We start from the raw sequence: 13,333 nt of genomic DNA on the forward strand, positions 1-13,333 counted from the left end.
CTTGGCCTCACGATGCACTGATTCACTGATTCAGCGGATAAGAGTGCCGGCCCGTGACTTCGTCGATCTCGCCGTGGGCCTTCTGCAACAGCTGGGACGACAGATCCATGAGCGCGCGAGCGCCGGCGATCTCCTCCCCAACCCGTAGCTGCTCCGGGTCGGAGGGATGGCGCATGGCATACCCGTGCGCTCTGAGCTCGGAACCGTCCCCGAGCCTGACCATGGCCGCCGCAGCCGTGCGGTGGCCTTCCTCGGTGAACTCGATCTCCACATGCCACCCGACGAGCGTGGACATGCTGCATCACCTCCAGAGGATTCACCCACCCTCCAGCGTGCGCCCGCACCCTCCGGAACGCTAGCGGGGCAGGACCGCCCTGGTATGCGGCTCCCGCGACGACGCGCGCGTGACCGGTCCGATGCCTCGTACGGCGTCGCCTTCCCGTCTACGCCGCGATCGTCCGGCTGGGTGGCGCGGTCGGGGACCGGGGAGCGGGGAGCTGACGGATTGGCTTCCCCGTACGCGGGGTGGTTCGCGGGCGCTGCCTATGGTGACGCTCCCGACCAATGAGCAGGGGTGATCGTCCGCATGGGCAAATTGCGTTGGCTGACCGCCGGGGAGTCGCACGGACCGGCGCTGGTGGCGACGCTGGAGGGGCTTCCCGCCGGTGTTCCCGTCACCACCGGGCTCGTGGGCGAGCACCTGGCCCGGCGCCGGCTCGGCCACGGCCGGGGTGCGCGGATGAAGTTCGAGCAGGACGAGGTCACGTTCCTCGGCGGGGTGCGGCACGGGCTGTCCCTCGGGTCGCCCGTCGCGGTGATGATCGGGAACACCGAGTGGCCGAAGTGGGACAAGGTCATGTCCGCCGACCCGGTGGATCCCGCCGAGCTGAAGGAAACGGGCCGGGGCGCGCCGCTGACCCGCCCGCGACCCGGGCACGCCGACCTCGCCGGGATGCAGAAGTACGGCTTCGACGAGGCCCGGCCGGTCCTGGAGCGGGCCAGCGCGCGGGAGACCGCGGCGCGGGTGGCGCTCGGCGCGATCGCGCGGTCGTTCCTGGCGCGGGCCGCCGGGATCGAGATCGTCTCGCACGTCGTGGAGCTCGGCGCGGCCAAGGCCCCGTACGGCCTCTACCCGGTCCCCGGTGATGTGGAGGAGCTCGATGCGGATCCGGTGCGGTGCCTGGACGCGGACGCGAGCAAGGCGATGGTCGCGGAGATCGACCAGGCCCACAAGGACGGCGACACCCTCGGCGGCGTGGTGGAGGTGCTGGCGTACGGGGCCCCCGTCGGGCTCGGCTCGCACGTCCACTGGGACCGGCGGCTGGACTCACGTCTGGCCGCTGCGCTGATGGGCATCCAGGCCATCAAGGGCGTTGAGGTTGGCGACGGCTTCGGGCTCGCCCGGCTTCCCGGGTCGCGGGCGCACGACGAGATGGTCGCCACGGAGGCGGGGATCAAGCGGACCTCGGGGCGTTCCGGGGGCACCGAGGGCGGGCTGAGCACGGGCGAGCTGCTGCGCGTACGGGCCGCCATGAAGCCCATCGCGACCGTGCCGAGGGCTCTGGCGACGGTGGACGTGGCGACGGGCGAGGCCGCTGCCGCGCACCACCAGCGCTCCGACGTGTGCGCCGTGCCGGCCGCGGGCATCGTGGCCGAGGCGATGGTCGCGCTGGTGCTGGCCGACGCGGTCGTCGAGAAGTTCGGCGGGGACTCGGTGGCCGAGACGCGGCGCAATGTCGAGTCGTACCTCGGGCACCTGCGGATCCGGTGAGTGCCGGTGCGGGCGCGGGTGCCGGTGCCGGGACCCTTGCCGCTGGCGTAGACGGCGCCGCTGCCGTCGCCCGGCCCTACGTGCTGCTGTCCGCGGCCGGCGGATTCACCGGCAGCAGATCCGGCGCACCCGACGGTCCCGGCCGGCGTGGCGCCCCCGGCGACCGGGGCGGACCTGTCGACCGCCTTGAAGCCGGCGGACGAAACGTGGATGCGGCGGGCGATCGGCGTGTCGCGGCTCTGCCCGGTCAGCGAGGGGGCGTACTCGGTGGGCGCGGTGATCGTGGACCGCGCCGGGACGGAACTGGCCTACGGCTACAGCCGCGAGACGGATGCCACCGTACACGCCGAGGAGTCCGCGCTGGCCAAGCTCGCGCCGAGTGACGGCCATGGTCCGCCCGGGGGTTGATCCGGGCGGACTCCCTCACCCGCAGAGCACCAACGCAGCCCCGACCTGACGAAGCTCTACTAGGCCTGTCCCGTGCCCAGGTGACGGAACAGGCAGTCTCTAGTGCTGTGACCGGAAAGGTTTGCCGTTAAGCCCGCGGCGTCCGGTGCACTGCACTCGCTTCGCTCGCTCCGTCTCGGCTCTTCACCCCATCCTTCGGATGCCGAGCTGCATCGCAAGGCGGAGGGCCGCAGCTCGTACTCGGCCGTACTCGCGCGGTCCGACAGCTCGGCCTCCAAGGTCCTCGAAGAGGAGCCGAGACGCAGTGAGCGCAGCGAACGCAGTGCAGCGAGGTGCCGTGCCGGGCGTCGCGGGCCGGTGAACCTTTCCGGTCACAGCACTAGGGGTGGGCGTCGGCACGGGACCGGAGAGGCTGCGAACGTGCGCGGATGTTAGCTTCTCTTCCCGTGATGGAGCACCAGGACGAGACCAGGGCGGCCTACGACGGGATCGTCGAGCTGTATGCGTCGATGTTCGCTGATCGGCTGGAGACACAGCCGTTCGCGCGGGCCATGGTCGGCACCTTCGCCGAGCTGGTGCGCGGGACGGGGAACCTGCGGGCAGCCGACGTCGGGTGCGGGCCCGGACACCTGACGGCCATGCTGCACGACCTGGGGCTGGACGCCTTCGGGCTCGACCTCTCCCCGGCCATGGTCGACCACGCCCGGCGGGCCCATCCGGCGCTGCGGTTCGACGAGGCGCGGATGGAGGCCCTGCCGGTCGAGGACCGCACGCTCGGCGGCGTGCTGGCCCACTACTCGATGATCCATACCCCGCCCGGGGAATTGCCCGCGTTGCTCGCCGAGCAGGTGCGTGTCCTGGCACCAGGGGGCCTGCTCCTGGTCTCGTTCTTCGCGACCGACGGACCGGAGCCGGTCCGCTTCGACCACAAGGTGACGCCCGCCTATAGCTGGCCGGTGGACCGGTTCGCCGAGTTGCTGGCCGGGGCCGGGCTCGTCACGTTCGCCCGGCTGCTCCACGACCCGGCCTCCGAGCGGGGCTTCCTCGACGCCCACTTGCTGGCCCGCCTCCACTAGGTCCTGTCCGGGTCGGCGCAGGCGGTACCGCGTCAAGCTGACGTACTAGTACGGCCGGAGTTGTCCCATCCACTTGGTCCCGAAAAGGTGGGAAGCGCTAGCGCGGGACCGCCTCCTCCGTCACCCCACGGCCGGGGCGCCGCCGCATACTTCCGGAGGTATTTCCATGTCTGAGCCGCTCCGCGTCGCAGTCATCATCGCAAGTGTCCGTGACGGCCGGTTCGGCCCGATCATCGCGAACTGGTTCGCGGGCGTCGCCCGTGAGCGGGCCGGCCTGGACATCGACGTGATCGACCTGATCGAGCACGATCTGCCGAACCAGCTGTCGCAGTCGCCCTCGGAGGCCACGCAGGCCGTGCTGGCCGGCGTCACGCCGCGCCTGGCCGCGGCCGACGCGTTCGTCGTCGTCACCCCGGAGTACAACCACTCCTACCCGGCCTCGCTGAAGACGCTGATCGACTGGCACACCACCGAGTGGCAGGCCAAGCCGGTGGGCTTCGTCGGCTACGGCGGCCTCGCGGGCGGCATGCGCGCCGTCGAGCACCTGCGCCAGATCTTCGCCGAGTGCCACATGGTCACGGTCCGCGACACCGTCGGTTTCCACGGTCCGTGGGGCCAGTTCGACGAGCAGGGCAACCTCATCGACCCGACCGAGGCGGACGCCGCGGCGAAGACCCTCCTCGACGCCCTGGAGTGGTGGGGCACCGCGCTGAAGGCCAAGAAGGCGCAGGCGCCGTACGGCGGCTGACCGACAGCCGCACCACCCACACGCTGATCGGCCCACCCTCCCGGGGTGCCCCGCAGCCCCCAGGAGCAGCACATGAGCCTACGCACGCCCTCCGCCGAGCCGGCCGAGTCCTCCGCCAAGCCCTCCGCCAAGCCCTCCGGCAGGCCCACCACCCGGCCCGTCACCCGGCCCGTCAGCCGGAACGCCAAGGGCCCGTCCGTCGCGCCCGTCGTGACGGCCATCTCGCTGCTCGGGATGCTGGTGGTGGGCCAGCTGTACGTGGCGATCCCCCTGCTGCCCGAGATCGGTCGGGCGTGGGGGGTGGACCAGGCGTCGGCCACCTGGGCGACCTCCTCGTACGCGGTGACGTACGCGGTCATCTCGCTCTTCAGCGGCGCGCTCGCCCGCCGCTTCGGCACCCGCGCGGTCCTGGTGGCGGGTGTGGGCGCGCTGGCGGTGGTGACCGCCTGCGTCCCGCTGGCCGAGTCGTTCGGCGCGGGGCTGGCGCTACGGGCCGGGCAGGGCCTGTTCGCCGGCGTGTACGTCCCGCTCGTGTACGCGTACCTCAACGCGCACATACCTGCCTCGAAACTGCCGACCGCACTGACGATCGTCTCCGCCTGCATGGCGGGGACGATCGTGATCGGACAGGTGGAGTCACAACTGCTGGCCGCCCTCGTCGGCTGGCGCGGCACCTTCTGGGTGACGGCGCCACTGCTGCTGGTGGGGGCCCTCGTCCTGCGCCGGGTGCTGTCCGGGGTGGATCCCGCGCAGACCTCGGACGCCGCCTCCGCGCCGGGCGCCGGGCGACGCAAGCTGTGGGGAGGGCTGCTGCCGCTGTACGTCGTCGGCCTCACCTGCTCCAGCACGATGACCGCCGTGTACACGAGTGTGCAGCTCTACGGTCCCCCCGAACTGGTCGGCGACGGCCAGGCGATGCTGACGCTGCGCGCCACCGCGATCCCGGCACTGGTGCTGGGCGTGCTGGTGGCGCCGCTGCTGGGCCGGATCCCGGCGCGGCCGCGCGGAGCCGGTGCGTTCGCGGTGGCGGCGGCGGGGATCTGCGGTGCGGGACTGTTCGGCGGCACCACCGCCGGGCTGGCCGCGTCCATGTTCGTCTTCATGCTGGGCGTGGCCGCGATCGGACCCGCCGTGGTCCAGGAGATCGGTACGGCGGCGGGCACGGCCCACGGGGTCATGGCGACCGCCCTGTACGGCTTCACCATCAACATCGGCGGCGGGCTGGGCGCGCAGGTCCCGCTCGCGTTCGGCGACGTCAAGGGCGTCGGGCTGTTCATGTCGGCGCTGCTCGGGGGCTGTGTGGTGCTGCTGGTGGCGACCGGCCGCCGCCGGCGCCGCGCCGCCGCTCCCGCCGCGACCACCGCTCCCGCCGCGACCGCCGCGGGCACGACTACGGCCGCGGGCGCCTGACGTACGGACGCGAGGCGACGCGTACACCGGTGCGGCGTACGGGCTCACGGCCCGACCGACGCGCCGGCTCGCGCGCTTACCGGCGTACGGGCCCGACCGGACCGGCGTACGGCCCCGTCCCGGCAGCGGCAGGTGCCGCCCAGCGCCCCGCCCGCGCCCTGACCGGCACCTCACCGGCGTACGGACCGCTCCCCGGCCCCGGCGTACCGCCCCGCGCCCGCGCCCCGACCTGACGGACGGCTCCGCCTACCTGACGTACTGAGACCGCAGCCCTCGGCAGGGGGCGGTGCACGGAACAGGATCGTCCCAAGGCCCCGGCACCTGGAAGTCCGGAAACGAGCGGGGGCGGTCGAAAGGGAGTTCCGCACGTCATGACGAACATCGCTGTCATCTACTACTCGTCCACCGGCTCCACCCACAAGCTGGCCGAGGCCGCCGCCTCCGCGGCCGAGAAGGAGGGCGCGGAGGTCCGTCTCCTGCGCATCGCGGAGATCGCGCCGAACGGTGAGGCCGCGAGCCGTGACGGCGCCGCCGACCACCAGGACGCCACCAAGGACATCCCCGTGGCCACCCTGGCGGACCTGGAGTGGGCCGACGGCATCCTGCTCGGCACCCCGGTGCACTTCGGGCTCGCCGCCCCGCAGCTGATGCACTTCATCAACTCCACCTCCAAGCTGTCGATCGAGGGCAAGCTCCTCAACAAGGCGGTCTCCGCCTTCGCTTCCGGCTCGGCGGCCCACGGCGGCCAGGTGTCCGCGATCCTCGCCCTGCACAACGCGATCACCCACTGGGGCTCGGTCATCGTCTCCACCGGCTCGACGGACCCGGTCCTGTACAAGCCGAAGAACGGCAACCCGTACGGCGCCTCCGCCGTCGTCGGCGGCAACCCGGGCCAGGTGCCCGAGGAGAACCTGGAGGCCGCGGCCTTCCAGGCGCGCCGCACGCTCCAGGTCGCCTCGGTCGTGAAGACCCTGGACGCCTGATGATCTCCGACGTGCTGGCCACCGCCTACCTGGCCCGGATCGGCGCGTCGCGCCCGGCGCGGGCGGACCTGGCGGCGCTCTGCGAGCTGACGGAACGGCATGTGCTGACCGTCCCGTTCGAGAACCTCGACTACCACCTGGACCAGGACATCCACCTGGACGAGCGGGCCGTCGAGAAGATCGTGCACCAGGGGCGCGGCGGTGGCTGCTACGAGGTGAACCCGGCCTTCGGGCTCCTGCTGGAGTCGCTCGGCTACCAGGTGGAGATCCTCGCCGCCCGGGTGCACCGCCCGGGCGGGCTCGGCGCTCCGCTGGGCCACCTGGTGCTGCGCGTGACCCTGGAGGGGGCCGCGTACCTCGTGGACGTCGGCTTCCGCCGCAACCCGCGGCGTCCGCTGCTGCTGGGGACCGAAGCCGTGCAGTACGACCCGCAGGGCGCGTACCGCTTCGGACCGCGGGACCAGAGTGAATTCGACCTCGTGATGGACGGCGAGCCGATGTACCGGGTCGACGGCCGGGCGCGCGAGCTGGGTGAGTTCAGGCCGTCGCTGTGGTGGTTCCGCACCTGCCCCGACTCGCCATTCCTCCAGGACGTGTTCTGCTCGCTGCCCACGGTCGAGGGGCGCGTCACGCTCAAGGGGCGCACCCTGACCCGGCGCGTCGGCGGCGAGGTCTTCGAGGAGCATCTCGCGGACGACGCCGAGGTGTTCGAGGCCTACCACAAGTACTTCGGGATGGCGCTGGACCGGCTGCCCGCCGAGCCGGTACGGCCGGAGGGATCGCGCGGCGTCGCCGTCGAGTAGCCCCGTAGATCCGCCACCGTTCGAGGCGCAGACCGCCCGCGGTTCCCCCTGCGCTCTCCCCCCGCACCGCTGTTTCCTCCAACTCCAACGGGTACCTCTTTCCCCCTCATCAGGAGCCACGATGACCGCGTCTGTCACCGCGCCCGTCACCGCGCCCGTCACCGCACCGTCCGAACTGCCCGACGCGTTCCTGCGGGCCTTCAACGCACGTGACCTGGAGGCGATCGACCGCCTCTTCGAGCCGGGGGCGGTCCGCGTCCTCACCCCGGGCCAGGTGGTGACCGGCGACGGCCGGCGCGCCGCGACCAGCAGCTTCCTGGCGCTCGGAATTCCGATGAAATTGACGGTGCGCCACTGCTATGAATACGACGACCTGGCGCTGCTGCTGTGTGACTATCTGATCAAGGGCGTCAAGCCGGACGGAACTTGCGTACACCACGAGGGCACGGCCACGGACGTCGTGCGTCGTGGTGCGGACGGTGTGTGGCGTTACGCGATAGACAATCCGCCGGGCATCGACCGCGAGACCCCGAGGCCTTGAGGACCTGAGGTCCCGAGTACCGAGGTCCGTAGAGCCCGAATTCCCACAAAGAGAGACTGAAGAGCCGATGACCAACGTCGCCATTGTTTACTACTCGGCCACCGGAAACATCCACAAGCTCGCGGTGGCCGCCGCCGACGCCGCGGAGAAGGCCGGCGCCCAGGTGCGGCTGCGCCGCGTCGCCGAGATCCAGGAGACCACGCTCGCGCCCAACTACACCGAGTGGACGCAGGCGTACGAGGAGCACACCGGCGGCAGCAGCCGTGAGGTGGAGATCGCCACCATCGACGACCTGGACTGGGCCGACGCGGTCATATGGGGCACCCCGGGCCGCTACGGCGCGATGGCCGGCCCGCTCAAGCACTTCATCGACCAGACCTTCGAACTCCACGCCCGCGCGGGCCTGAAGAACAAGGCCATGTCCTCGTTCACCTCGACGGGCACCCAGCACGGCGGCCAGGAGTCGACCATCCTGTCGCTGTCGAACGTCTTCTACCACTGGGGCGCGATCATCGTGCCGCCAGGCGTCACCGACCCGATCCTCCTCGCCCCGAGCAACGGCAACCCGTACGGCGTGAGCGCCACGTCCGGCCTCCAGGCCGTTCCCGGCCAGCTCGCGCAGAACGTGACCGACGACAATCTGGCGGCGGTCGGCTACCAGACCGTGCGCACGATGGAGATCGCCGCGGCGATCAAGCAGGGGCTGGGCAAGTAATTCCCGTCCGACGGCACCCGCCTGACCGGCGCCCGTCCTGCGGACAGGGGAAAGGGCCCGTAGCGGAACTCCCGCTACGGGCCTTTTTCATGCGCACACGCACGCACACGCACGTACACGCGCGCAGGTACGCGCACGTGCACGCACGCATGCATGGCACGCTCTTTTCGCGCCATGATCCATGACCTGATTTCACCGAGCTGACACAGTAAAACGTCTGCCATTGGGCCTGCGGACCGCCGGTGCGAACTTGAATACATGCTCCGGATTCCCAAGAACAAGACGCCGCTCTACCTCGGCCTGGTCGCCGAGGAGGCTGCCGCCAAGTTCGGCGCCAACACCATCACGCTCGACCGCACCATGGACGCCCTCCCCGAGGCCGGCCAGGTCCTGACGGTCGCCCACTTCGCGGAACTGATCGCCGAGATGGCCAATCGCCTCTGGGCCACCGGTGTCCGGCCGAGCGACCACGTAGTCATCCACAAGACCAACAACTTCGACATCACGCTGTTCGCCTGCGCGACGGCCCGCATCGGCGCCGTCCCGGTGATGCTCTCCGCCCACCTGGACGGGGAGACCATCAACGCGCTGCTCCAGCGCCTCCCCTCCCCCACCCTGCTGACGGACGCCGCCAAGCTGCGCGGCCCGCTGGCCGCTTCGCCGCTCGCGGAGCTCACCGCGCGGGTCATCTCCGTCACCGAGCCGGTCGAGGGCGCCATCACCCTCGGCGACCTGGCGGGCGCCCCCGAGCGCACGCCGGTGACGCTGCACCCCGACTCGCACGCGATCATGACCCACACCTCGGGCACCACCGGCATACCGAAGCTCGTGGTGCACTCCGCCCGCTCCATCGGATCGCGCTACCGCTGGCAGGACAAGGTCGTCAGCATGCTGCGCCAGCGCGAGCCGATCCTGATGCACGTCAGCTACGTGCACTCGCGGATGTACCCCGGCATCGCCGCGATGATGCTGCGGAACAAGCCGATGGTCTTCCTCGACGACGCCGAGCCCGGCAAGGTCGCCGACGCGATGGTGAAGTACCGTCCCGGCGTTTTCGAGACGCACCCCAACTCGTTCCTGGAGTGCGAGTCGATCCTCGACGACCCGCGCAAGCCCTTCTCCACCGTCCGCTTCTACAACAGCACCTTCGACGCCATCCACCCCGGCACGATGGACAAGTTCCTGCGCGCCTCCGAGCGTACGAACCCCGTCTTCCTCCAGGTCTACGGCCAGAGCGAGTGCGGCCCGCTGGTGGCCCGCCCGTACACCCGCAAGACCGTCATGAAGGCCGACGGCCGCTGCCAGGGCTACGCGACCCCGGGCATCACCAAGTACCGGCTGGTGCCCCGCAACGGCAAGAAGCCCTCCCGCGAGAACCCGGGCTACATCGACGTGCAGACCGCCGGCCGCGCCCTGACCTACTACGGCGAGGCGGAGCGCTTCGAGAAGCAGCTCGACGGCGAGTGGTGGCGCGGCGGCGACGTCGGCTACCGCACCAAGTGGGGCTGCCTGCACCTGCTCGACCGCGAGGTCGACCAGATCCCGACCATCCACTCCACCCTTGAGGTCGAGGACACCGTCCTGCACCGGCTGCCGGAGCTCACCGAGCTCATCATCGTGCCGGGCCCCAAGCAGGAGCCGGTGCCCGTCGTCTGCACCAAGGACGACGCACCGCTGGACCTCGCCCGCTGGAGCCGCGCCATCGCGGACCAGTCGGACATGGCGGACCCGATCCAGATGAAGCTGAGCGAGCTTCCGCGGACGGCCACCGCCAAGATCAAGCGCCTTGAGCTGGCCCGCCGGCTGGCCGACCAGGTGACCCACGAACTGGCTTCCTGACCAGCACAGCACCACGCAGCACCCACGGCGTCGCCACACGGCACAACACGGCGCCGCACCACCGATCCACACCGCTTCGCACCGCTTCACATCGCTTCACACCGCTTCACACAGCGACCCCCAGACCATCCCCCGACCCGACACCCGGGAGCTGTACACACCATGTCTTCGACCCCGATCGCCCAGGACGGCCGGCGCAAGCGCCTCGGCTTCACCCTGGCCCTGCTGGCCTTCGCCCAGCTGATCATCTCCATCGACTACAACATCGTCTACGTGGCGCTCCCGGACATCGGTTCCGGGCTCGGCTTCTCCGCCCAGACCCTCCAGTGGGTCGTCAGCGCCTACGCCGTCGCCTTCGGCGGATTCCTCCTCCTCGGCGGCCGTGCCTGCGACCTCTTCGGCCCGCGCCGCATGTTCGTCCTCGGCCTCGGCCTCTACGCCGGCTCCTCGCTCCTCGGCGGCCTCGCCGGCTCCCCCGAGGTGCTGATCGCCGCCCGCGCGATCCAGGGCATCGGCGGCGCCTTCCTCTTCCCCGCCACCCTCACCCTGGTCTCCACCAGCTTCGCGGAGGGCAAGGAGCGCAACCGCGCCTTCGCCGTCTGGGGCACCGCCGGCGGCAGCGGCATGATCGTCGGCTCGCTGCTCGGCGGCGTGCTGACCGAGTCCTTCGGCTGGGAGTCCGTCTTCTACGTCAACGTGCCGCTCGCCGGCGTCGCGATGCTGCTCGCCTTCCCGCTCATCAAGCCCGACACCAACGTCAGCAGCGGCCGTAGCTTCGACCTCATGGGTGCGCTGACCTCCACCGTCGGCATCACCGCGATCGTCTTCGCCCTCGTCCAGGGTCCGGAGTCCGGCTGGACCGCCCCCATCGTCCTCAGCGCCCTCGCCATCGGCGTGGTCCTGGTCGTCGCCTTCTTCGTCATCGAGAAGAAGTCCTCCGACCCGCTGCTGCCGCTGAGCCTCTTCAAGAACCGCAACCTCACCACCGCGGTCGGCGTGACCTTCTTCTACATGGCCACCTTCGGCACCCTGCTCTACTTCCTGACCGTCTACTTCCAGGGTGTCCACGGCTACAGCCCGCTGGAGACCGGCATCGCCTTCCTGGTCCCGATGGTCGCCATCGCCATCGGCGCCCAGACCGCCGGCGGCCTCGCCACCAAGCACGGCATCCGCGCCATCATGGTGGCCGCGATGGTCATCGGTGTCATCGGCACCGCGATCCTCGGCTTCACCCTCGCCACCGACGCCACGTACTGGCTCCTCGTCCCCGGCCTGATCATCATGGGTCTCGGCCAGGGCGCCGGCTACACCCTGATGTTCGGTGCCGCCGCCATCGGCGTCGCCCCCGAGGAGCAGGGCATCGCCTCCGGTGTCGCCTCCACCACCCAGCAGATCGGTGGCGCCGTCGGCCTCGCCGTCCTGGTCGCCATCGCCAACTCCGGCCTGGAGGGCCAGACCGGTGAGGCGCTCCGCGCCGCCACCACCGACGGTCTGCGCACGGCGGTCTTCATCGCCGCCGCGGGCATCGTCATCACCGCGCTGATCGCCCTGGGCCTGAAGAAGCCCGAGCAGCAGGCGCCGGCCGCGTCCGCCGCCGACCGCAAGTCGGAGACCGCCGCCGTCTGATCCGGTCCGAGGAACCGACGCCCCCACGCCCCGACTACGCACCGGAGCACCGGCGCACCGCACGGCGAGAGCCCTTACCCCGATCGGGTAAGGGCTCTCGCCGTTGGTGTTCACGGTCAGGACCAGGACCAGGAGCAGGGCCGGGGCCGGGACCAGGGCCCGGGCCGGGAATCGGCTCAGGCCCAGGATCACGAGCTCGCGAGCAAGGCCTCCGCCGAGTCCGGGAGTTCACGGCCCAGCAGGGAGCGCAGCAGCGGGTAGGCCGCGGCGTCCCCGGCGAGGATCCCGCCGAGCAGGCTGTCGCCCTCGGAGTCGAGCACGAGCTTCGCGTACACCTCGCCGCCCGCGGACTCCCGTACGAATTCCAGCGCCCCCGGCGTCTGCGCGTGCGCGTCGCCGAAGGAGGCGACGTCCACGCCCATCAGCTTGAGCTTCGTGGACATGTCGGCGCCGGGGAAGCGGGTGGGACCCTCGCCCAGGAGCTGGCCGGCGACGGCCTCCGCCATCCGGTAGCCGGGGGCGACCAGGCCGTAGCAGCGGCCCTCGACGGCCGCGCACTCGCCGATGGCCCAGACGTACGGGTCCGGGGTGCGGCAGTGGTCGTCGACGAGGAACCCGCCGCGCTCGCCGCGCGGCATGTCCGCGGCTTCGGCGAGGGAGTCCGCGGGCCGTACGCCGGCGGAGAAGACGACGAGCCCGGTCTCGATCGACGTACCGTCCGCGAACACCAGGCGCGCCACCCGGCCGTCCGGGCCCGCCTCGATGTGGCTGGTCGCGACGCCCAGGTGCGTGGTGACGCCGAGCCGGCCGACAAGCCGGTCCAGCACCCGCCCGCCGCCCTCGTCGACCTGGACGGGCATCAGCCGCGGGGCCATCTCCACGACGTGCGGGGACAGGCCCAGCAGCCGCAGGCCGTTGGCGGCCTCCAAGCCGAGCAGGCCGCCGCCGATCACCACCCCGGTGGTGGTGCCGGCGGCGGCCTGACGGATCGCGTCGAGGTCGTCGAGGGTGCGGTACACGCAGGCGCCCGGCAGGTCACGGCCGGGGACGGGCGGGACGAAGGGCACGGAGCCGGTGGCTAGGACGAGGGCGTCGTAGGGGAGCTGCCCGCCGTCCTCCAGGGTCACGGTGCGGGCCGCGCGGTCAATGCCGACGGCCCTGGTGGAGTGACGGAACTCCACCAGGGCGTCTTCGTACAGTTCTGCTTTCACCAGGCTCAGCCCGGCGGGGGTGGCGCCGTCGAGGGCCGAGGAGAGCCTGACCCGGTCGTAGGCGGGGTGTCGCTCGGCGCCGAGGACCACCACCCGCCAGAGTCCGTCCCGGTCGCGGGAGCGGACCTCCTCCACGAGGCGGTGGCCGGTCATTCCGTGGCCGATGACGACGAGGGTGCGGGTGGTCATGCGGTGCCGTCCT

Annotated in this window: 13 protein-coding genes; 11 read left to right on the forward strand and 2 right to left on the reverse strand. The window is 71.3% G+C overall.

The annotated features are described in order from the left end of the window. Positions 1-22: 22 nt before the first annotated feature. The gene (locus ABZX75_RS23455) at positions 23-295 is read right to left on the reverse strand and encodes a DUF1876 domain-containing protein (RefSeq protein ID WP_355413590.1); all 273 of its coding nucleotides are present in this window, start codon (positions 293-295) and stop codon (positions 23-25) included. 291 nt (positions 296-586) lie between these two features. On the opposite strand from ABZX75_RS23455, the gene aroC reads away from it, so the two are divergent. From aroC to ABZX75_RS23510, 11 genes are all read left to right on the forward strand, one after another. Next, positions 587-1,771 (forward strand): chorismate synthase, encoded by a 1,185-nt coding sequence (gene aroC / locus ABZX75_RS23460; RefSeq protein ID WP_355413592.1) that lies wholly within the window; start codon positions 587-589, stop codon positions 1,769-1,771. A gap of 147 nt (positions 1,772-1,918) precedes the next feature. Then, positions 1,919-2,179 (forward strand): hypothetical protein, encoded by a 261-nt coding sequence (locus ABZX75_RS23465; RefSeq protein ID WP_355413594.1) that lies wholly within the window; start codon positions 1,919-1,921, stop codon positions 2,177-2,179. 446 nt (positions 2,180-2,625) lie between these two features. Continuing rightward, complete coding sequence (locus ABZX75_RS23470; RefSeq protein ID WP_355413596.1) at positions 2,626-3,255, forward strand: class I SAM-dependent methyltransferase; 630 nt, start codon at positions 2,626-2,628, stop codon at positions 3,253-3,255. A gap of 166 nt (positions 3,256-3,421) precedes the next feature. Beyond that, positions 3,422-4,003: an NAD(P)H-dependent oxidoreductase gene (locus ABZX75_RS23475; RefSeq protein ID WP_355413598.1), complete on the forward strand. Its 582-nt coding sequence runs from the start codon at positions 3,422-3,424 to the stop codon at positions 4,001-4,003. 72 nt (positions 4,004-4,075) lie between these two features. Then, positions 4,076-5,413: an MFS transporter gene (locus ABZX75_RS23480; protein WP_355413600.1), complete on the forward strand. Its 1,338-nt coding sequence runs from the start codon at positions 4,076-4,078 to the stop codon at positions 5,411-5,413. Between the two features lie 371 nt (positions 5,414-5,784). Continuing rightward, on the forward strand, positions 5,785-6,396 hold the full coding sequence (locus ABZX75_RS23485) for an NAD(P)H-dependent oxidoreductase (RefSeq protein WP_355413602.1): 612 nt from the start codon (positions 5,785-5,787) through the stop codon (positions 6,394-6,396). Beyond that, a complete protein-coding gene (locus ABZX75_RS23490; protein WP_355413604.1) occupies positions 6,396-7,199 on the forward strand; it encodes an arylamine N-acetyltransferase in 804 nt (267 codons plus the stop codon). Before ABZX75_RS23485 ends, ABZX75_RS23490 begins: the two co-directional genes overlap by 1 nt. A gap of 121 nt (positions 7,200-7,320) precedes the next feature. Beyond that, positions 7,321-7,740, forward strand: coding sequence for a DUF4440 domain-containing protein (locus ABZX75_RS23495; RefSeq protein WP_355413606.1), 420 nt, complete (start codon positions 7,321-7,323; stop codon positions 7,738-7,740). A gap of 67 nt (positions 7,741-7,807) precedes the next feature. Beyond that, a complete protein-coding gene (locus ABZX75_RS23500; protein ID WP_355413608.1) occupies positions 7,808-8,455 on the forward strand; it encodes an NAD(P)H-dependent oxidoreductase in 648 nt (215 codons plus the stop codon). A 258-nt stretch (positions 8,456-8,713) separates the two neighbouring features. Continuing rightward, positions 8,714-10,294: an AMP-binding protein gene (locus ABZX75_RS23505; RefSeq protein ID WP_355413610.1), complete on the forward strand. Its 1,581-nt coding sequence runs from the start codon at positions 8,714-8,716 to the stop codon at positions 10,292-10,294. A gap of 162 nt (positions 10,295-10,456) precedes the next feature. After that, a complete protein-coding gene (locus tag ABZX75_RS23510) occupies positions 10,457-11,920 on the forward strand; it encodes an MFS transporter (RefSeq protein ID WP_355413613.1) in 1,464 nt (487 codons plus the stop codon). A 188-nt stretch (positions 11,921-12,108) separates the two neighbouring features. On the opposite strand, the gene ABZX75_RS23515 is transcribed toward ABZX75_RS23510, so the two are convergent. Continuing rightward, a complete protein-coding gene (locus tag ABZX75_RS23515) occupies positions 12,109-13,320 on the reverse strand; it encodes an FAD-dependent oxidoreductase (RefSeq protein WP_355413615.1) in 1,212 nt (403 codons plus the stop codon). Positions 13,321-13,333: the final 13 nt, after the last annotated feature.

This window comes from Streptomyces sp. NPDC003038, assembly GCF_040611115.1.
Lineage (GTDB): Bacteria > Actinomycetota > Actinomycetes > Streptomycetales > Streptomycetaceae > Streptomyces.

Coding starts and splice junctions, on each gene's coding strand:
- ABZX75_RS23515 (WP_355413615.1), bottom strand. CDS start 13,320: ATGACCACCCGCACCCTCGTCGTCATCGGCCACGGAATGACCGGCCAC.
- ABZX75_RS23485 (WP_355413602.1), top strand. CDS start 5,785: ATGACGAACATCGCTGTCATCTACTACTCGTCCACCGGCTCCACCCAC.
- ABZX75_RS23500 (WP_355413608.1), top strand. CDS start 7,808: ATGACCAACGTCGCCATTGTTTACTACTCGGCCACCGGAAACATCCAC.
- ABZX75_RS23480 (WP_355413600.1), top strand. CDS start 4,076: ATGAGCCTACGCACGCCCTCCGCCGAGCCGGCCGAGTCCTCCGCCAAG.
- aroC (WP_355413592.1), top strand. CDS start 587: ATGGGCAAATTGCGTTGGCTGACCGCCGGGGAGTCGCACGGACCGGCG.
- ABZX75_RS23495 (WP_355413606.1), top strand. CDS start 7,321: ATGACCGCGTCTGTCACCGCGCCCGTCACCGCGCCCGTCACCGCACCG.
- ABZX75_RS23490 (WP_355413604.1), top strand. CDS start 6,396: ATGATCTCCGACGTGCTGGCCACCGCCTACCTGGCCCGGATCGGCGCG.
- ABZX75_RS23510 (WP_355413613.1), top strand. CDS start 10,457: ATGTCTTCGACCCCGATCGCCCAGGACGGCCGGCGCAAGCGCCTCGGC.
- ABZX75_RS23505 (WP_355413610.1), top strand. CDS start 8,714: ATGCTCCGGATTCCCAAGAACAAGACGCCGCTCTACCTCGGCCTGGTC.
- ABZX75_RS23475 (WP_355413598.1), top strand. CDS start 3,422: ATGTCTGAGCCGCTCCGCGTCGCAGTCATCATCGCAAGTGTCCGTGAC.
- ABZX75_RS23455 (WP_355413590.1), bottom strand. CDS start 295: ATGTCCACGCTCGTCGGGTGGCATGTGGAGATCGAGTTCACCGAGGAA.